The organism is Arcicella rosea (assembly GCF_040543805.1).
Classification (GTDB): Bacteria; Bacteroidota; Bacteroidia; order Cytophagales; family Spirosomataceae; genus Arcicella; species Arcicella rosea.
In genome coordinates this window covers 331370-350997 of the sequence record NZ_JBEUMS010000004.1, presented here as the reverse complement: position 1 = coordinate 350997, position 19628 = coordinate 331370, and the positions used below count along the sequence as shown (strand labels likewise).

The following is a 19628-nucleotide window of genomic DNA, read 5'->3' as shown; positions in this document are numbered from 1 at the left end:
TTAAAGTCGAAGCTAATTTGGTTTCGGCTTTTTTGTTTTCTGGAAAACTGTTATCTGTTATTCGAAATTTGTTATCCGTATTGTACTTACTGAATACTTCTAAATTAATGAAATTTAAAAACTGATAACCGTTAACAGTTACACAGATAACAGCTTTTCAAATTCCACCAGCCAAGTTTAAAAACCTTCCCTCCACCCCTACTGATTTCAATAATTCAATGGCTTTGGCACTTCGTAAACCCGTTTGACAACAAAAAACGATTTCCTTATCTATATCAAGCTCGTGAATACTTTCCAATAAATCATCTAAAGGAATATTGATTCCACCGATATTATCACGCTCAAATTCGTGTGGATTTCTGACATCAATTAGTTGAAAATCTTTCTCTTCTTCTAACCATTTTTCTACCCTTTCTTTGTCAATTGTATCCGTATTTTCAATAGGAAAATCGCCACATATTACTTGATAATCAAGCAATTTTGTAATAGCTTTATTTTCAGCAACAGCCTTAAATTTAATAATTTGCGAACGCATCGAAAGCATATCAAAAACTAATAATTTAGCCGACAATACTTCGCCTGCACCAGTAATCATTTTAATCACTTCTGCCGCTTGCATTGTTCCGATTATACCTGCCAAAGTACCAATTACACCAATTTCAGAACAATTCGGGACACTTCCAGCCGTTGGTGGTTCAGCATATAAGCAACGATAAGTTGGTCCATTTTGATAATTAAAAACTGATACTTGTCCTTCAAACTTAAAAATCGAGCCTGATACAAAAGGTTTATTCAACATTACCGAAGCATCATTTACTAAATAACGAGTGGCAAAATTATCAGAACCATCTACAATAATATCGTATTTTCCAAAGAGGTCAAGAGCATTTTCTGTATCAAGATTAACAGGAAAAATCTCAATATTTACATTGGGATTAATGGCTAACAAACGCTCTTTCGCAACTACAACTTTCTTTTTATTGAGGTCGTCAGTGGTATAAAGAATTTGTCTTTGAAGATTAGAAATAGAAACGGTATCAGCATCTACAATGCCTAAATTCCCAACGCCAGCGGCAACTAAATACTGCAAAATCGGACAGCCCAAACCACCTGCACCAATGACTAATACTCGTGCATCATTCAGTTTTTGCTGACCTTCAAAACCAATTTCTGGTAAAATTATTTGGCGATTATAACGCTGAAAATCCATTGCTTATACTTATTTAGTGATTGAGTGAATTGTGAGTTAGTGAATTTTTGATTGGAAAGGAGTTTTATCCAAATTGAGTTCCCTAAAAATTCATTTATTTCAATTTAGAAATCACTAATTCACAATTCACTCAATCACAACTCACTAATTCACAATTAAAAAATCACTCAATCACAATTAAACATCTCCCAATCCTTCCAAACAGGCTCGTAGCCTTGTTGCTGTATCATTTTCGCAATCGTTTCAGGACTTCTTTCGTCTGAAATCTCAAATTGTTCCAACGATTCTGGCTCAACGACATAACCACCTGGATTAGTTTTTGAACCCGCACTCATGGCAGTAATGCCCAATTTAATAATGTTATTTCTAAAAATTTCGTTCTCTCTCGTCGAAATAGAAAGTTCTACTTCTTCCTTAAAAATTCTGTACGCACAAATCAACTGTACCAATTCCGCATCAGACATTACCACTTTAGGCTCTAATCCTCCTGAAAATGGTCGTAATCTCGGAAAAGAAATAGAATACTTCGTTTGCCAATAATGTTTTTCTAAATAATCTAAATGCAAAGCTGTGAAGAAAGAATCCGTCCGCCAATCTTCCAAACCAATCAAAACACCTAAACCCATTTTATGAATTCCCGCTTTTCCTAAGCGGTCGGGCGTTTGAATTCTGTACTCAAAATTAGACTTTTTCCCTTTTGGATGATGCAACTTATAATCTTCTTGATGATAGGTTTCTTGGTAAACCAACACAGTATTCAAACCTTCGGCAATCAATTCGGTATAATCTGTTTCATCCAAAGGTTGTACTTCCATTGAAATATGCGAGAAAAACGGACGAATTAATTTGATTACATTTTTCAAATAAGGTACGCCAACAGTCTGATTTGCTTCGCCTGTTACAAGCAGGACATGGTCGTAATTCATGGCTTTTAGCATGGCTACTTCTGCTAAAATCTCTTTATCTGCCAGCGTTTTTCGCTTGATTTTATTATCAAAACTAAAACCACAATAAGTACAAATATTCTGACATTCATTCGACAAATACAAAGGAACATACATTTGAATGGTTTTACCAAAACGTTTTTGTGTCAATTGCTGACTTACGTTTGCCATTTCTTCCAAAAATGGCATAGCGGCAGGCGAAATCAAGGCTTTGAAATCTTCTAAATTTCTTCGAGAAGTATTTAAAGCTCGTCGTACATCAGCAGCAGTTTTCGACAAAATACTCTGCTGAACCTCCGCCCAAGAGTATTGTTGAAAAATATTTTGAAAGAAATTCATGGATATTTATTGAGTGAATGAGTGAATTGTGAATTAGTGATTGAGTGAGTTCAATTGCAATTTTACGATGATAAGTTTCCCGAAAAACAAATTTATTTTTGTGCTACAAGTAAATACAAACGACTCATTACCAAGAAAATAGCTATCTAAAGTTAAAAAATCACTAACTCACTCAATCACTAATTCACAATTGAAAGAAATCCCGTTAGCGGGCTACTGGCAATGGCATGATTTGTTTTTGGAGCAAGTCGGGCTTCATAAGCCATTCTTCCTGCTTCAACTGCCATTTTAAAAGCTTTTGCCATTTGAACTGGATTTTCTGAAACCGCAATAGCCGTATTCACCAACACAGCATCCGCACCCAATTCCATTGCTTTTGCGGCATCCGAAGGCGAGCCAATGCCAGCATCCACCACCACAGGCACATTGCTTTGTTCGATGATAATTTCTAGAAAATCTATTGTTTTCAAACCTTTATTCGTTCCAATTGGCGAACCCAAAGGCATCACAGCCGCTACACCAACTTCTTCCAAACGCTTACACAAAACAGGGTCGGCATGAATGTAAGGCAATACCACAAAACCTAATTTTACCAATTCTTCCGCTGCTTTTAATGTTTCAATGGCATCAGGTAAAAGATATTTGGGGTCGGGGTGAATTTCTAATTTCAACCAATTAGTTTCCAAAGCTTCTCTGGCCAATTGTGCGGCAAAAATTGCTTCTTTGGCATTTCTCACGCCCGAAGTATTGGGTAATAAATTAAACTGAGGATTCGTTAAATGACTCAAAATATCATCCGTTTGCTGATGCAAATGCACTCTTTTTAAAGCCACAGTCACTAATTCAGAACCAGATGCCAACAAACTTTCTTCCATCAAAGTCAATGACGAAAACTTCCCAGTACCCGTAAAAAGTCTGGATGAAAATTCTTTATTTGCAATGTTCAACATGGTATTTTTCATTTAAAGCTTTCATAAAATCACTTGTTACTTCTGAAGGTTTTTCAGCCAAATTTATGACCGAAGAAACCGCTATTCCATGCAAACCAGCCAACAATAAATCTTCAACATCACTCAACAAAACGCCTCCAATGCCTACAATGGGCAAATTCAAATCTGCAATTTTGCATTTTGCCAAAAGACTTTGATACTTTTCTAAACCCAAAATCGGACTTAAATTCTGTTTGGTTTTGGTAAAACGAAATGGTCCTAAACCGATATAATTCACTTTGGCTTCATGCAAAAAAGCGAGGTCTTCAAAAGTATTAGAAGTACCACCGATGATATAATTTTCGCCTAAAATGGTTCTCGCTTCAATCGGCGAAGCATCGGTTTTCCCCAAATGCACGCCGTCCGCTTGAATCTCTTTGGCAATTTGTACATTGTCGTTAATAATCAAAGTTGCTCCGAAAGCCTTACAAATTGCTTGTGTTTTCAAAGCTGTTTGTTTCCAAGCATCAAAATCTTGATTTTTTACTCGGAGTTGCACCCAATCTGCTCCGCCTTCGCAAGCCAAACGGGCTTGTTCCCAATGCGGAATATGGGTTAAATCTTGTGTGATATAATGTAATTTTGAAATCTTCATGCTTGAAAATGGTAAGCCAATAAATTGGGATTACTCTTTAAAATTTGATTCATGTACTGCTTGGCATTTTCGCAAGCTTGCTGAATAGGAAGAGATTTTGCCAGATTAGCAGTGATTGCCGAAGAAAGTACACAGCCAGAACCATGTTTTTCTCCGTTTGGAATTCTTCCAGCCTTAAAATGAAATGTTTGATTGTCAAAGAATAAAATATCTTTACAAAACTTATTTTCAGAATGTCCGCCTTTTAAATAAACGTGACAAAGCTTACTGAGTTTTAAAGCCTTTTCTTCATCTGAAAAATCTCCTTGTATCAATTGTCTTACTTCAGGCAAATTGGGCGTGATGAGATAAATCTTTTTCAAGATTTTTTCCAATAAAATGGCATTGATTTCTGAATGAAAATCAAAACCTGCACTGGCTTTTAGAATTGGATCCCAAATGATTTTCAGATTTGGATTCCAGTCTAAAAGTATCGAAATGATTTCATCTAAATCTTGTAAAGATTGAATCAATCCAATTTTTACAAAATCAATGGAGTACTTATCAAAAAGTAATTTAGCTTGATGAATAATTTGCTTGTTATCGAGCCAGTTTACGCCTTCAAAATAGCTTTCGTCTTGAAAAGTAATGGCAGAACAAACACCCAAACCATAGGTTTCTTGCTGTTCAAAGGTTTTTATATCTGCTAAAATTCCTGCACCAGCACTTGGGTCAAAACCTGCAATACTTAATACGAAAGGTCTATTTATCATTTTGATTTTCTTCTTGAAAATACTTTTCCCAAACTGCCCCCATCAATACAAATCCCTGAAAACCAATCCGTTTCAAAAACGCTGAATTTTCTTCTCGAATTCCTCCTAAAGCATAAACAGGCGTTTTACTTTTACGAACTTGAAAGAAAAACTGTAATTCATCCATCGTAAAAGCACCGATATAGTCTGTTTTAGAAATACTTTTTAGAATGGGACTTAAAAAAACATAATCAGCTTTAAAACTTAAATTCTCGATGGCATTTAAAGTATGTAATGAAAAACTAACGCTAAGTCCTCTGTTTCTGAAAAGCTTAATCATGTTTGACATTACGGTTTCATCCATATTTTGTCGGATTGCTTCGGTAATATGAATTCCTCTTAGATTATACTTTTTAATCAACTCATGATGCGAATGCAATACAATTTTCTTGTAAAACTTTGCAGGAATACTTCTTAAAAAATCCTCTAACTGTTTCAAGTTTTTATCAGGTTTTCTAAGGTGAAAAATCAATGATTCCTCCATCAATAATTGCTCAATGATGGCGATTTCACCGTCAAAATCAGTCGGATTTGATAGAATTACTTTTTGCATATTTACTTTAATTATTTAGTGATTGAGTGAATTGCGAATTAGTGATTATTAAAAATGAATTAAACTTCCTCAATCAGGATTTTTCTATTAGCAGGCGAATTAATTCGCCTGCTAATAGAAAAATCACTCAATCACAACTCACTAATTCACAATTAAATATACACTTCTGAACCTTGCTCAACGAATACTTTAGCTCTTTCTGCCATGCCTTTTGTCAAAGCTTCTTGTTCCTCTACACCCATATTATCAGCATAATCACGTACTTCTTTCGTGATTTTCATTGAGCAGAAATTTGGACCACACATTGAACAAAAGTGAGCAATTTTTGCTCCTTCGGCAGGTAAAGTTTCGTCGTGATATTCACGAGCAGTATCTGGATCAAGTGCTAAATTGAATTGATCTTCCCAACGGAATTCAAAACGAGCTTTACTTAAAGCATTATCACGAATTTGCGCACCATAATGTCCTTTGGCAAGGTCGGCAGCATGTGCAGCAATTTTATAAGTGATTACTCCCACTTTCACATCTTCTTTGTTTGGCAAACCTAAATGTTCTTTTGGTGTAACATAACAAAGCATTGCACAACCAAACCAGCCAATCATGGCTGCACCAATCCCAGAAGTAATATGGTCATAAGCTGGAGCAATGTCAGTTGTCAATGGTCCAAGTGTGTAAAAAGGTGCTTCGTGACATTCTTTCAATTGCTTGTCCATATTTTCTTTAATCAAGTGCATCGGCACGTGACCCGGCCCTTCTATGATGGTTTGTACATCATGTTTCCAAGCGATTTTCGTCAATTCACCCAAAGTTTCTAATTCAGCAAATTGAGCGGCATCATTGGCATCAGCAATACTTCCAGGACGAAGTCCGTCCCCCAAAGAAAAAGCTACATCATAAGCTTTCATGATTTCGCAGATTTCTTCAAAATGTGTGTAAAGGAAATTCTCTTTATGATGAGCCAAACACCATTTTGCCATGATACTTCCTCCACGAGAAACAATTCCCGTTACTCTTTTTGCCGTCATTGGCACATATCTCAACAACACGCCTGCATGAATCGTAAAGTAATCAACGCCTTGTTCTGCTTGTTCAATTAACGTATCTCTGAAAATCTCCCAAGTTAAATCTTCTGCCTTTCCTCCTACTTTTTCTAAAGCTTGGTAAATCGGTACTGTGCCAATTGGTACAGGAGAATTACGGATAATCCACTCACGGGTTTCGTGGATATTTTTACCTGTCGATAAATCCATGATGGTATCAGCACCCCAGCGACAAGCCCAAACGGTTTTTTCTACTTCTTCTTCGATGTTCGATGAAACCGCAGAATTACCAATATTGGCATTTACTTTCACCAAAAAGTTACGCCCAATAATCATTGGTTCACTTTCTGGGTGATTAATATTATTAGGAATAACAGCTCTACCCATTGCCACTTCCGAACGTACAAACTCTGGCGTTATTAAACCCTTTGGCGTATTTGCTCCGAAACTATGTCCTTCGTGTTGGTGTCCGATACTTTTCAAAGCATCAATTTTCTGGTTTTCACGGATGGCAATGTACTCCATTTCTGGCGTAATAATTCCTTTTTTGGCATAATGCAATTGCGAAACATTTTGCCCTGCTTTCGCTCTTAATGGCTTCTTCAAATGTTCAAAACGAAGTGAATCCAAAGCTGGATTTGCCAAACGTTCACGACCATAATTTGAAGAAATACCTTCTAATTCTTCTACGTCTCCACGATTTACAATCCATGATTGACGTAATCTTGGCAAACCTTTTCTTACATCAATATCAATATTGGGGTCTGTAAAAGGTCCACTGGTATCATATACCGTAACGGGTGCATTTTTTGACATCACTTTACCATTTACCAAAGTATCTGACAAAGATATTTCACGCATTGCTACTTGAATATCATGTATTTCTCCCTGAACATATACTTTTTTTGATGCAGGAAATGGCGCTCTACTGATGGTTTCAGTCTGAGGAGTTTTTTCTGTTTTCTTCATGTTTTTCATTAGTTTTTGGAGGATTCAATGACAATCTTTAACCGCCTTGCGTAGCACGAATGAGCATTAATCGGTCATTACTTTCAAGCTTGATAGCAGACCATTCTGCACGAGGAATTACTTCTTCGTTGATAGCTAAAGCCAATCCACGGAGTTCGTTAATACCTTGTTGATTCAGCACTTCGATTAAAGTAGGATTTTCTGAAAACTCAAATGTTTCGTCGTTAACAAAGACTGTCATTTCATGAATTTATTTAAATAAAAACAAATGAACTTTAACGGAAACCAAGAAGAAATTGTGAGCGTGTACGAGCAAGCTTTGGGGAAACTTTTGTGATATATTAGTTGTACACCTAATCATCCACAAAATGTGTCATCCACCTAAAAACAAGAATGAAAAATCAATCTATCATTTTAAAGCTAACCAAGAAAAGCAGTGAAATTTTAGAAACGATGATGAAATACTTGCATCGAATTTGAATTGAAAAATCTGCCTTACTTTTTCCTACGCAGCAATTACGCCGTTCAGGTTTTGAGGGTATAATCTCAGCCCGTTATATTTAAGGCACCCCTAAAGTTTGAGACAAATGTAAAGTATAAAAATTGAATTCAAGGCAAATATTTTTGTTTTTTTTTCACTCATGTCTTTTCAAAAATATTTTTGGATTTAAAAACAAAAAGCCATCAATTATGATACAAATTCTACTTTAAAGTCTTACAAGTCATAAAATCAACCATAAAAACTAAGGGAAAACCCTTGATTTTAGTATATTCTATAGACTATTTGTTGCAATATTGACAATAAATTGCAATTTTACTGTATAAATACTTCACTATACTTATGATACTTTAACTACATAATTATTTGTATTATTTTAACCCTTATTATCTAAGATGACAAAAATTTATCGAGAAATTACGCCACTTACTTCAAATGATTGCTTCATGGTTTTTGATAGAACAAAGAATAAATTTGATTTTCCTTTACATTATCATGAAGAGTTTGAGTTGAATTTTATCGAAAACGCAAAAGGTGTGAAAAGAGTAATCGGCGACCACACCGAAGTGATTTCAACTCAGGAATTGATTTTGATAGGTTCGAATGTACCACATGGTTGGTTTTCACATGAATCTGAAATGGAGGATATTCATGAAATTACAATACAATTTCACAAAGATTTATTTGATGAGAAATTCTTAAAAAGAAATCAAATGAGCTTTATCCGCTCGATGCTAGAACGTTCGGCTAGAGGAATTTCCTTTTCACAAGAAACCATTCAGGCAATTAAACCTCGCTTAATCGGACTCACACAAACCAATGGTTTTTGTTCGGTAATGGAATTGATGTCTATTTTACATGATTTGTCGGTTTCGAGAAATATGAAAACCTTAACGACAGTGACTTTTGCAAATGAAACCGCTACTTATGATAGCCGAAGAATTGAAAAGGCTTTTGTATATATGAGAAACAATTATGATAAGGATATTTCGCTTGAGGACATTTCCAAAATCGTGAATATGACGGTCGTAAGTTTTAGCAGGTTTATCAAAAAAAGAACTGGAAAAACATTTATTGACAGCTTAAATGATATTCGTCTTGGTCATGCTTCTCGTTTGTTAATTGATACTCGTCTATCCATTGCTGAGATTTCTTCTAAATGTGGCTACAATAATCTTTCATACTTCAATAGAATTTTCAAGAAAAAACATGGTTGCACCCCGAAAGAATTCAGAGAAAATCACTCTGGTACAAGAACTTTCGTATAAAATAGTTTTAGTTGTAAAACCAAAGCTAATTGAGAATCGTTAAATCAGTGGATTCAACATTATCAACAAAACATTTTCTAATGAGAACAATTAAAAAAATTCATCAAGCAGAATACCGACCTATTGCCGATTTAATTACTTATTCTCCTTTGCCTACTCGTACTTTATCACAAGTAGATCCTTTCATTTTCTTGAATCATCATGGTTTCCAACATTATCCTGCCAATAATAGAGGCTTACCTTTCGGACCGCATCCGCATAGAGGAATGGAAACGGTTACTTTTATCATTGAAGGCGATATTATGCACAAGGATTCTAGCGGACATGAGAGTATTATTTACGGTGGTGGCGTGCAATGGATGACAGCAGGTAGCGGATTAATTCATGCAGAAGTTTCTTCTGAACAATTCAAAAAAGAAGGAGATGATTTAGAAATACTTCAACTTTGGTTAAACTTACCTGCCAAATTGAAAATGACGAAACCATTTTATTTAGGTTTACAAAAAGATGAAATTCCGACGATTAGTTTAGCAAATGATGCAATCCAAGTCAATTTAATTTCAGGAAAATGGGGAGAAACAGCAGGTGCATTTGAATCAAAAACAGACGTCTTTTTAAGTACAATTGCATTTAAAGCCAATGCCGAATTGAACGTTGATGTAGCCAAAGAAAGCAATATTTTCTTTTACATCATCAGAGGTGCAATGACAGTAAACGAGAAAAATGTTGAAGCTAGACAATTAGTTGAATTTCAAAATGATGCAGAAAGTATCAATATTAAAACACACAGTGATTCTTTAATAATATTTGGTCATGCTGTACCATTTAACGAGCCAATGGTAGCACAAGGTCCTTTTGTAATGAATACACAAGAAGAAATTTATCAAGCTTATATCGACTACCAACAAGGAAAATTTGGTACTTGGCAATAGTTTAGTCAGAATAAAATACTTTTATTAAACAATTATTTCTTAAAATTATATAAATTTACTTTAGTAGCATTGTTCGATTCTTTCAAAACTTTATAAAAGCACAACCATATTAACCTTGAAAAAAACATTACCAAACTTAATCAAAGCCCTAGAGAAACATCAATCCGCTGGAAAGTCTTTAAAAGCTATTGTTGGCTTTGATGCTTATATTGATACTGTTCAAAAAATCATTAAGACGAAAGAACAAAATCAAGCAATTTATTTTGAAACAATTAGTGAAGTAGCCACACAACTAAGTACACTTTCTGGCAAAAACACTAAAGTACAACTCCGTCCTTTAGAAGTAAGAATGAGTGGCAATGCTCCTATTCTTGCTAATTCTTTAGGTGCTTTATCCATCAAAAATGTCTGTATTGCCACAATGGGTTATCCAGTCGTCAATAGTGTTTTTGAAGAAATTCATCCCAATTGTGAATTGATTTCTATCGCTTCGCCCGCTAAAATAAACATCCTTGAATTTAATGATGGTAAATTAATTTTTACAGAAGAAAGTACTTTTGAACAACTCACATGGTCGTATGTAGCAGCACTGACGGGTTTAGATAATCTTAGTCGCTGGGTTTATGAAAGTTCCTTGTTGGCATTTGTCAATTGGGCAAACATCAAACATGCCACGGATATTTGGAAAGGTATTCTGGAAAATATTGTAGTAAACCTTGCACCGATTGAAGCAAACTCTTCAACAAAATACTTTTCAAGAAATAAATTCCAACAGCCAGAAGATGATGTTTTTGGAATGCGACACAAAAATTTCTTCTTCGACCTTGCTAATATTAGCAAAAGAACTAAAGAGGAAATCATTGAAGTACTTGAACTTATCAGTAAATATGCTCAATATGGAAGAGTAAGTTTAAGCATGAATGAAGAAGAAGCTAGATATATTTTTGCCCTTAACAACGATCATGAAGAGCCAAATTTAATATTGGTGGCACAAAATTTATTATCAAAATATCATATCAAACAGATTTTTGTACATACTAATCAAGATGCTTTGCTTGTACAAAAAAATCACCATTATGAAGTAAAAGGAAAACAAACTATTCATAAAAGAGTATCTACTGGCGAAAGAGATAATTTTAATGCAGGTGTTTGTTTTGGATTAATCTTAGACTTACTTCCAGAACAAACACTTGCTTTGGCAATGGCAAATTATGAAGCTTATGCAAGCAATGGAGCAAGTTTGGAATTAGATGAATTGATAAACTATTTGAAAGGCTTGGTAAAGGAGTTTCATCATGAAGTAGTTTCAGAATAATTTATGGATTGAACTAAATACAAAAAAGCGGTCAAAAGTTAATTTTGACCGCTTTTTTATTAGCTATCACTCATTTTTCTATTTTGAATAGCTTTGATTAAATAAGATAATTTTTCAAAATCTAATTTTCCATTACTTCTTACGCCACTACAAATATCCAAGCCATGAGGATTTACGGCTTCAATGGCTTCATGAATATTTTCAGCATTGAGTCCGCCTGCCAAGAAAACTGGAATAGAAACACTTTCAACGATTTTTTTGCTAATTTTCCAATCGTGTTTTCTGCCTGTACCTCCTAATTCTTTGATGGCTAATGTAGGATTTCCAGAATCCAATAAAATCATATCAGCAAATTTTTCGTATTTTTTTGCTTCAAGGATTGACTCTTCACCCGTCACATGTATTACTTGAATCAGTTTAACATTAGGCAAATGCGCTCTTAGAATAGGATAATCCTCAATCGCAACTGCATCTACTAATTGAATACAATTTGTTCCTGTAAAACGCTGATGTTCAATAATATCATGAGGATTTGTTTTAGGTGTAAGTAAAAAACTATCAATGTGTTTAGGAATAATAGTTACTATATCTTGAATTAAAAAATCATCAATTGTACCAGGTCCACTTGGCATTTTGGCTACTAATCCTAATACATCAGCGCCTGAAGATATGGCTATTTGGGCTTCTTCTTGCGAAGAAATACAGCAGATTTTAATTTTCATTGTTCAAAAACTACTTTGTTTTCCATTTCTTCATTCATAAAAAGTAATTTTACCTCTTTGTCATAAATGGCATTAAAGGCAAAATGCTTTTTCTGTAAAATATAATCGTATATAAAGAAGTCTGTTTTGGGTGTTGGAAAATTTTCGATATGCTCGAAATTATGCCATTCTAAAATGCCTTCGTTACAAATTGGTGGCTCAAATACTTCAATCTCAGCTTCGTAAATAAAACTCATCCAATTATATTTTACAGGTGACGTTTCAACCAATGTACCACAAAATCGCATAGTGGGTACTTTTATTCCTGCTTCTTCCCAAACTTCACGAATTGCTGCGTCATAAGGATTCTCGAAAGCATCCACTTTTCCACCTACTGGAACATAAGTATCTTTATTAGGTTCATTAAAACGTTTGAGTAACAAGAAATTTGAACCATTTCTAAGTACACATATTACTGCTACTCTTTTTAAACCTTCCATCTATTGATTTGAAATTTTTGTTGTTAAAAAACTTCCTAATAAACCTAATAAAATCAGGGAAGAGAGGGCTATTTTTAATGAAAAGAATTCAGAAAGATAGCCTATCATTACTGGACCAATCAAAAAACCTGCAATTCCTAAGGTTGAAATTGCTGCCAATGCCACACCCGCTGCCATAGTTTTTGAATGTCCTGCTTCGCTATAAATAAGTGGAACAATGGTTGAAAGTCCTAAACCTGTAACCCCAAAACCAATCACAACTGCTACAGGTAAACTGATTAAAATGGCAATACTCATTCCTACAAAAACCAGTAAACAATTGATTAAAAGTGTTTTTCTTAATCCAAAATGTTGTAAAATTCTATCGCCAAAAATTCTACCTACTACCATCAAAACAGAAAATGCTGTGAATCCTGCTGTGGCAAAACCATTAGGATTATTCATGACTTGCTTGTAATAAAGTACGCTCCAATCTGCCATTGCACCTTCGCAAAGCATTCCACAGAAACAAATAACGCCAAGAATAATCAAGGATTTATCTGGAATCGCAAAAAGAGGCTGATTCTCATCCGATTTATGGTCGTGTTGCAATAAGTATGAAAAAGAAACAATGCCAATCAGTAAATCGAGACTACCAATTGCAACTAAATGATGAAAAGTAGAAATGCCTTGTTTGGCAATAAGACCACCCAATGCTGCTCCAAGCATAAACCCAATACTAAATACTGCGTGAAAGGAAGACATGATAGAACGCTTTTGGATTTTTTCTACACCAACAGCTTGGACGTTCATCGCTATATTCAGTAAATCACTTCCGAAGCCAAAAATGAATAAGGAAATAGCTAAAGTAACTGGACTAGCTGAGAGCCCTAATAAAGGCAAGGCAATGAAATACACTAAAACGGCAAGAAAAGTTATTCTTTTACTGCCAAATTTGTGAATAATTACTCCAGCAATAGGAAGAGCCGTTAAACTGCCAATTGGCATGGCAAATAAAACAGTTCCCAAGGCAGCGTCACTTAGTTGAAGTAATTCTTTCATATCTGGAATTCTTGATGCCCATGAGGCAAAGCTAATTCCACACAAAAAGAATAAAGCATTGGTAGCAATGCGTGCATTTTTACCAATATTTGTTTGAATAATAGTAGTTTCCAAAATAGTTTACGATTGTTGAAATCGAATTTTTAATGAGCTTACTGAGCAAAAAACAGATTAGCTTTCTTATAATAATATAGCTTCAATCTCTTTCCAAGAATGTACTCTTGTAAATTCTTTAACGTGTTGATTATGAGTTGCATTGAATAATAAACCTTTTCCTTCAAAGTTGATAAGGTTTTTTTCGTGGTCATCAATGATATAATCTGCTTTAATCATCCATTTGTGTCCACAAAAAACAGTGTGTGACCAGCCAATGTAAGGAAAGTATTTATCAAGCCATTCTAATTTTTCATCCATTGACAAAGGAAACTCGGTCGCTGCTGAAACAATAAAAATTTCATGTTTTGCATGAAGTTTTTGAACTACTTCTTGTGCATCTTGAATTAAAGGAATATCAGCAAAAAAACCTTTTTCCCAAAGCATTCCTCTGACGATTGAATACTTTTCATAATATTCTTTGTAAATTTCTGGACTAGTATTTAGTTGCTCACGAGTGAAATTGGTACCAAGTCTTTTATTGGTTTCATTTAATATTTTCAAACTTGTGTCTGCCAAGACATCATCCATATCGATTAAGATTCTCATAAATAATAATACTGTTTTAGTTTATACTGTAATTTCAATGCTGTTATTTTCTGGGTCTAATACTACACTTTCATAATAGCCATCACCAGTTGTTCTTGGTTTCCCAATAACTGTAAAGCCTTCGTTGCTAAAGTTTCTGTTAATTGGTTTACTTTTTCAATACTCCCAACTGATATTGCAAAGTGTATTAGTCCTTTTGTTTTAAGTAATATATCTTTGGGAATATCTACAACCGTTGGCGAATACATAATTTCTAAGCGTGCACCTTTTGCAAAACTTAGAAAATAAGATTCAAAATTTGTTTTCGGATTGACATATTTTTGATTAGCTGTTGCTCCAAAGAAGCGACAATAAAAGGACTTCATTTTTTCTAAATCAATAGTCCAAATAGCAATATGTTCAATACTCATCTTGCGGTTTTTTTAATGTTTTGACAAATTTACCGCAATAAACCGCACATATCAAAATATAATTTATTAAATTTGTGTAATATTCCGAAATAAACCGAATTAAACCGCAAATATGCTCAGGGAAGAAAGATTACAAATCATCTTGAAAATGTTGGAAACCAACCAAAGAGTTTCCTCTGTTCAATTAGCAGAAATACTGAATGTTTCTGATGACACCATTCGTCGGGATTTGAATGAATTAGCCGAAGATGGTTTGCTGAAAAAAGTACATGGCGGAGCAGTTCCTAAAGCTGCTAGTCCTTATAAGCTTAAGGAAAGGATTCATATTGCTCATGAAGAAAAATTAATCCTAGCAAAAAAAGCACAAAGCTTTTTTGAAGATGGACAAGTTATCATTCTTGATAATGGCTCTACAAACATGGAAGTAGCCAAAATGATGTCGCCCAATTTAAAAGCTACAGTGTTTACCACAAGTATTGCCATTGCTCAAATCCTATGCGAACATCCAAATATTGAATTGTTCATGTTGGGAGGAAGAGTATTTAAGGATGCGCAAAATACTTATGGAACGGAAGTAATTGAGTTGCTTACAAAGATTAGAGCCGATGTGTTATTGATTGGTGTCTGCGGAATTCATCCTGAAATTGGGGTGACCATTCCAGATTGGGGTGAATGCGTTGTGAAGAAAAAAATGGTAGAAGTTTCAGCAAAAGTAATCGCTTTGATTACTGCTGAAAAACTGAATACTGCTGATAGTTTTGTAGTATGTCCTTATAATGACATTGATGTAATGATTACTGATGATGTGATTACAGAAGAGCAATTGGTTGACTATAAAAGATTCGGAACTGAAATACAATAAGATTTATTAATTGGTTTTCAAGAAACATGAGTCATCCCGAATTTTAAAATCACAAAAAAGCGGTCGAAAAACTAATTTCGACCGCTTTTTTGTGATTGATGGGCAACGAATTCCTACTGTTTGAGCGAAGCGAGTTTAGGAATTCTTGATTTTTTTGTTACTTTTTGTATCAAGACAAAAAGTAAGGAAGAGAACAAATCCAAAAAACTTTTAAATCTTCTAAAACTCGCTATTTTAGGAGAAAATTCGGGATGACTCATGTTCAATTATGGTCTTTCCATTTTTATCTTTTCATCCTTGCCGTCCTTTTTGTTTAATCTATTAAAAAGCATAGCATTGAAAAGCTGTTCAGTTTTATATAATTCTGAAACCTGACGAACATTGATGACTTTCAGGAATTTACTCATATATTCTTTTTCTAAATCCACATCTTTTTGTTTTAGATTAAGGATTTCTTTTAAATCGGATAAAATTTTATCTTCTGAGCTAGTAGTATTTCTACTTTCGGCAGTAATCTGTCTGATACTTTTTCTGATTTCCCAGCGTTTGCTATCAAACTCGTTATATACTGGCCAGAAACCTTTTGCCTGTTCTTCAGTTAAATTCAAGCGATTGGTGATTAAACCTACTTTAGCTGCTTTTATTTTTTCTTTGCCTTTGTGGTGTTCATCTTGAGCTTTTACATTCAATGAGAAAACAAAGCAAATAAAGCTAATAATAATGGCTGACTTTTTCATATTCGTTTAATTAAGTCGTTATAAAAACGATATTTCTATTTAGTTAATACTTGGTAAAAGAATTTCACTTTTTGATTTAAATATTCTCTTCTAAATTCTCTATATCAATACTCTGTAAAATATCCTGTTGGTTAATTTTTAAATTATCTAGCAATTCAGAATCACTTACGGATTCTTCTAAGTCAACCTTTGTACTTTGAACATTTTCAAATTGCTCTGCAAGGTCAATTTGATTAATGTTTTCTTGAAGTAAGTAATTGATGATTTCTTGGTTTTGTACTTCCGAAAGAGCTTCATTACCCAAAGCGTCTTGTTTGGGCATCCAAGTAAAATATCCTAAAATGGCAATAGCTGCACAAGCTGCTATACTTGCCCAAGTTCTTTTCATTGACCATGAAACCAATGGAATTACTTTAGTTTTAGCCGATGTTTTTGACTGTATGAGCATCGGGAGTTCTTCAAAATAATTTTCAGGTACTTTGAAAATGTTCTCTCTGGTTAGCTTTTCTAAATCGAATTTATTGTTTTCCATTTTAATATAATTTTCAATGCTTTGACTGTCTTGGCTTATGATGGTTTAATATAAAAATATATTTTTTGATATTTTTATCGTTTTTTAGGATGTCGTATTTTTTAAAAACTCCTCTACTTTTTTTACAGCTAAATGATACGAGGCTTTTAATGCGCCTACAGAAGTTCCTGTAATTTCAGCAATGTCTTCATATTTCAATTCATCATAGTATTTCATATTGAAAACCAAGCGTTGTTTATCTGGTAGAGTTAGGAGTGCCTTTTGTAATTTTAGTTGGATTTCATCTCCAGAAACCATATTTGTGTCCTCAAGTTTATTTGAAAGTTCTTCTGTAATATCATTAATCGGTAAGAAAAAACGTCTTTTTTTCTTGGCTAAATGATTCAGACATTCGTTAGTAGCAATTCTGTAAAGCCAAGTAAATAATTGAGAATCGCCTTTGAAATTTTCTAGTCCTTTCCAGACTTTAATAAAAGTATCTTGAGTAAGGTCGTTGGCATCTTCATGGTCAATCACCATTTTTCGGATATGCCAATATACTTTCTGCTGATATTGGCGTACCAGTAGATTGAAAGCATAATTACGGCTTTCGGGGTTAGCAAATTTTTCTAATAATTCTTTATCTGTCATTTTTAGGCATTTGGCTTAGAATGCTAAATGCAAAATAGGCACAAGTCTTAAAATAAAAAAGGCAAAAGATGAAAAGAATAAAAATTAGAGGATTTAATTCCACTAATTACTTATTCTGTTCGCCTTTTGCCTAAGATTCTATGTATTTCTAAAACCTACGCTTGTTTACGAGCAATAGCTTTTAATGCTTTTTCTACGATTGAAGCTGCATTCAAACCATATTTCTCCATCAATTGTGCTGGAGTACCAGACTCACCAAATGAATCTTCTACTCCTACAAATTCTAATGGAGCAAGATGTTTTTTGATTAATACTTGTGCAATTGAATCGCCTAAACCACCAGCAATTTGGTGTTCCTCAGCAGAAACTGCACAACCTGTCTTGCGAACTGATGCTAAGACAGCTTCTTCGTCCAAAGGTTTAATCGTGTGAATATTGATAATTTCAGCATCGATTCCTTTCTCTGCTAAAATTTCGCCTGCTAAAATAGCTTCCCAAACTAAATGTCCTGTTGCAAAAATACTTACATCTTTTCCTTCGTTCACTGTCCAAGCTTTACCGATGATAAATTCTTGGTCTGGTGCGGTGAAAATTGGTACAACCGGACGACCAAAACGTAAATAAACTGGTCCTTCGTGTTCAGCCACAGCGATAGTTGCTGCTTTTGTTTGGTTATAGTCACAAGGGTTGATGACCGTCATGCCCGGAAGCATTTTCATCATTCCTAAATCTTCAAGAATTTGGTGAGTAGCACCATCTTCGCCCAATGTCAAACCTGCGTGTGAACAAGCAATTTTAACATTTTTGTTAGAATACGCTACCGATTGACGGATTTGGTCATACACACGACCAGTACCGAAGTTAGCAAAAGTAGTAGCAAATGGGATTTTTCCACCAATTGTTAAACCTGCAGCAATACAAATCATGTTTGCCTCAGCAATACCCGTTTGGAAAAAACGCTCAGGATTTTCTTTGATAAAAGCATCCAATTTCAATGAACCAATTAAGTCAGCACAAAGGGCTACAACATTTGGGTTGGTTTGTCCCAACACTTGCATCCCAGCACCGAAGCCAGAACGAGTATCTTTTTTTTCTGTGAATGTATATTTTTTCATCTTGAATTTCTATGTAAATCAAAATCAATTGAATAGATTTTGAAGGAGTAATGTTATTAATGATTTTTACTTTATTGAGATTAATAATCTCCCAAAGTTTCAGGTAACTGTGCTAATGCTGCAGCCAATTGCTCGTCGTTTGGAGCAACACCATGCCATTTGTGTGAACCCATCATGAAATCAACCCCAGCACCCATTTCGGTGGTCATCAAAATCATGGTTGGTTGTCCGTTTCCAGAGAAAGCACGAGCTTCAGCTAATACTTTCACTACATCAGCCATATCGTTACCATTCATTTTCATTACATTCCAACCGAAAGCCGCATATTTAGCTCCTAAATCACGGTTGTTCATTACTTTATCTGTTGGTCCATCAATTTGCTGACCGTTGTAGTCAATTACAGCTACTAAATTATCTACTTTGTGGTGTGGAGCGTACATGGCTGCTTCCCAAACTTGACCTTCGTTTTGTTCGCCATCGCCCATTAATACAAATACTAATGAATTGTCTTTGTTCAATTTTTTCGCTTGAGCGGCACCAATGGCTACCGACATTCCTTGTCCTAATGAACCAGAAGCAATACGAATACCTTCAAGGTGTTCGTGAGTAGTTGGGTGACCTTGAAGACGTGAATTTAATTTACGGAAAGTTGCTAATTCAGCCGCTGGAAAGTAGCCAGCACGAGCTAATACTGAATAGAATACTGGAGAAATATGTCCATTTGATAAAAAGAAAAGGTCTTCACCAATACCATTCATATCGAAAACTTTGTTTCCAGCTTCATCTGATTTTAAAGTCATTTGGTCGAAGTAAAGACCTACCAATAAATCTGTACAGCCTAATGAACCGCCTGGGTGACCAGACTGACAAGCGTGTACTTGGCGTACGATGTCACGACGTACTTGCGAAGCAACTTTTTGTAATTCAGTAATTTCCATTTGTTCTTGATTAATT

22 protein-coding genes and 1 riboswitch are annotated in these 19628 nt (G+C 34.7%); of the genes, 4 read left to right on the top strand and 18 right to left on the bottom strand.

Features of this window, described 5'->3' with window-relative positions; all coding sequences use genetic code 11:
• Positions 1-157: 157 nt before the first annotated feature.
• The 8 genes from moeB to thiS form a co-directional block, all read right to left on the bottom strand.
• Complete coding sequence (moeB, locus tag ABID42_RS07725; RefSeq protein WP_367283139.1) at positions 158-1210, bottom strand: molybdopterin-synthase adenylyltransferase MoeB; 1053 nt, start codon at positions 1208-1210, stop codon at positions 158-160.
• 167 nt (positions 1211-1377) lie between these two features.
• Positions 1378-2493 (bottom strand): 2-iminoacetate synthase ThiH, encoded by a 1116-nt coding sequence (gene thiH, locus ABID42_RS07720; protein ID WP_367283138.1) that lies wholly within the window; start codon positions 2491-2493, stop codon positions 1378-1380.
• Positions 2494-2672: 179 nt separating this feature from the next.
• Positions 2673-3443, bottom strand: a complete 771-nt coding sequence (locus ABID42_RS07715; RefSeq protein ID WP_367283137.1) for a thiazole synthase — start codon at positions 3441-3443, stop codon at positions 2673-2675.
• Entirely contained in the window at positions 3424-4077 is a 654-nt protein-coding gene (locus tag ABID42_RS07710; RefSeq protein WP_367283136.1) for a thiamine phosphate synthase, read from the bottom strand. Before ABID42_RS07710 ends, ABID42_RS07715 begins: the two co-directional genes overlap by 20 nt.
• The gene (locus tag ABID42_RS07705) at positions 4074-4829 is read right to left on the bottom strand and encodes a hydroxymethylpyrimidine/phosphomethylpyrimidine kinase (protein WP_367283135.1); all 756 of its coding nucleotides are present in this window, start codon (positions 4827-4829) and stop codon (positions 4074-4076) included. The genes ABID42_RS07710 and ABID42_RS07705 overlap by 4 nt, the downstream gene beginning before the upstream one ends.
• Positions 4819-5421, bottom strand: a complete 603-nt coding sequence (locus ABID42_RS07700) for a thiamine phosphate synthase (protein WP_367283134.1) — start codon at positions 5419-5421, stop codon at positions 4819-4821. Before ABID42_RS07700 ends, ABID42_RS07705 begins: the two co-directional genes overlap by 11 nt.
• Before the next feature lie 152 nt (positions 5422-5573).
• The gene (gene thiC, locus ABID42_RS07695; protein ID WP_367283133.1) at positions 5574-7430 is read right to left on the bottom strand and encodes a phosphomethylpyrimidine synthase ThiC; all 1857 of its coding nucleotides are present in this window, start codon (positions 7428-7430) and stop codon (positions 5574-5576) included.
• 37 nt (positions 7431-7467) lie between these two features.
• Positions 7468-7671 (bottom strand): sulfur carrier protein ThiS, encoded by a 204-nt coding sequence (gene thiS, locus ABID42_RS07690; RefSeq protein ID WP_367283132.1) that lies wholly within the window; start codon positions 7669-7671, stop codon positions 7468-7470.
• A gap of 244 nt (positions 7672-7915) precedes the next feature.
• A riboswitch (TPP riboswitch) is annotated at positions 7916-8013 on the bottom strand.
• A 311-nt stretch (positions 8014-8324) separates the two neighbouring features.
• Between thiS and ABID42_RS07685 the strand changes: the two genes are divergently transcribed.
• The 3 genes from ABID42_RS07685 (at position 8325) to ABID42_RS07675 (ending at position 11444) form a co-directional block, all read left to right on the top strand.
• Positions 8325-9197, top strand: coding sequence for an AraC family transcriptional regulator (locus tag ABID42_RS07685; RefSeq protein WP_367283131.1), 873 nt, complete (start codon positions 8325-8327; stop codon positions 9195-9197).
• A gap of 80 nt (positions 9198-9277) precedes the next feature.
• A complete protein-coding gene (locus ABID42_RS07680) occupies positions 9278-10129 on the top strand; it encodes a pirin family protein (protein WP_367283130.1) in 852 nt (283 codons plus the stop codon).
• A gap of 115 nt (positions 10130-10244) precedes the next feature.
• On the top strand, positions 10245-11444 hold the full coding sequence (locus ABID42_RS07675; protein WP_367283129.1) for a hypothetical protein: 1200 nt from the start codon (positions 10245-10247) through the stop codon (positions 11442-11444).
• 59 nt (positions 11445-11503) lie between these two features.
• Here ABID42_RS07675 and ABID42_RS07670 read toward each other — a convergent pair whose 3' ends face one another.
• The 5 genes from ABID42_RS07670 to ABID42_RS07650 all read right to left on the bottom strand — a co-directional run bounded on the left by ABID42_RS07670 (position 11504) and on the right by ABID42_RS07650 (position 14798).
• A complete protein-coding gene (locus tag ABID42_RS07670; RefSeq protein ID WP_367283128.1) occupies positions 11504-12166 on the bottom strand; it encodes a phosphoribosylanthranilate isomerase in 663 nt (220 codons plus the stop codon).
• The gene (locus tag ABID42_RS07665) at positions 12163-12645 is read right to left on the bottom strand and encodes an NUDIX domain-containing protein (RefSeq protein WP_323261267.1); all 483 of its coding nucleotides are present in this window, start codon (positions 12643-12645) and stop codon (positions 12163-12165) included. Before ABID42_RS07665 ends, ABID42_RS07670 begins: the two co-directional genes overlap by 4 nt.
• Positions 12646-13800, bottom strand: coding sequence for an MFS transporter (locus tag ABID42_RS07660; protein ID WP_367283127.1), 1155 nt, complete (start codon positions 13798-13800; stop codon positions 12646-12648).
• Positions 13801-13866: 66 nt separating this feature from the next.
• Positions 13867-14388 (bottom strand): 5' nucleotidase, NT5C type, encoded by a 522-nt coding sequence (locus tag ABID42_RS07655; protein WP_367283126.1) that lies wholly within the window; start codon positions 14386-14388, stop codon positions 13867-13869.
• A 62-nt stretch (positions 14389-14450) separates the two neighbouring features.
• Positions 14451-14798, bottom strand: coding sequence for a VOC family protein (locus ABID42_RS07650; RefSeq protein ID WP_367283125.1), 348 nt, complete (start codon positions 14796-14798; stop codon positions 14451-14453).
• Between the two features lie 112 nt (positions 14799-14910).
• Here ABID42_RS07650 and ABID42_RS07645 point away from each other — a divergent pair, with 112 nt between their 5' ends.
• Positions 14911-15660 (top strand): DeoR/GlpR family DNA-binding transcription regulator, encoded by a 750-nt coding sequence (locus tag ABID42_RS07645; RefSeq protein WP_323261275.1) that lies wholly within the window; start codon positions 14911-14913, stop codon positions 15658-15660.
• A gap of 266 nt (positions 15661-15926) precedes the next feature.
• Here the strand turns inward: ABID42_RS07645 and ABID42_RS07640 are convergent, their stop codons facing one another.
• The 5 genes from ABID42_RS07640 to ABID42_RS07620 all read right to left on the bottom strand — a co-directional run bounded on the left by ABID42_RS07640 (position 15927) and on the right by ABID42_RS07620 (position 19612).
• Positions 15927-16397 carry a hypothetical protein gene (locus ABID42_RS07640; protein WP_367283124.1) on the bottom strand — a complete coding sequence of 157 codons (471 nt, stop codon included), beginning with the start codon at positions 16395-16397 and terminating at the stop codon, positions 15927-15929.
• 76 nt (positions 16398-16473) lie between these two features.
• The gene (locus ABID42_RS07635) at positions 16474-16929 is read right to left on the bottom strand and encodes a hypothetical protein (protein ID WP_367283123.1); all 456 of its coding nucleotides are present in this window, start codon (positions 16927-16929) and stop codon (positions 16474-16476) included.
• Between the two features lie 84 nt (positions 16930-17013).
• A complete protein-coding gene (locus ABID42_RS07630; RefSeq protein WP_323261280.1) occupies positions 17014-17559 on the bottom strand; it encodes an RNA polymerase sigma factor in 546 nt (181 codons plus the stop codon).
• A gap of 155 nt (positions 17560-17714) precedes the next feature.
• On the bottom strand, positions 17715-18674 hold the full coding sequence (locus ABID42_RS07625) for a transketolase family protein (protein ID WP_323259810.1): 960 nt from the start codon (positions 18672-18674) through the stop codon (positions 17715-17717).
• Positions 18675-18754: 80 nt separating this feature from the next.
• Positions 18755-19612 carry a transketolase gene (locus ABID42_RS07620; RefSeq protein ID WP_323261286.1) on the bottom strand — a complete coding sequence of 286 codons (858 nt, stop codon included), beginning with the start codon at positions 19610-19612 and terminating at the stop codon, positions 18755-18757.
• Between the last annotated feature and the right edge of the window lie 16 nt (positions 19613-19628).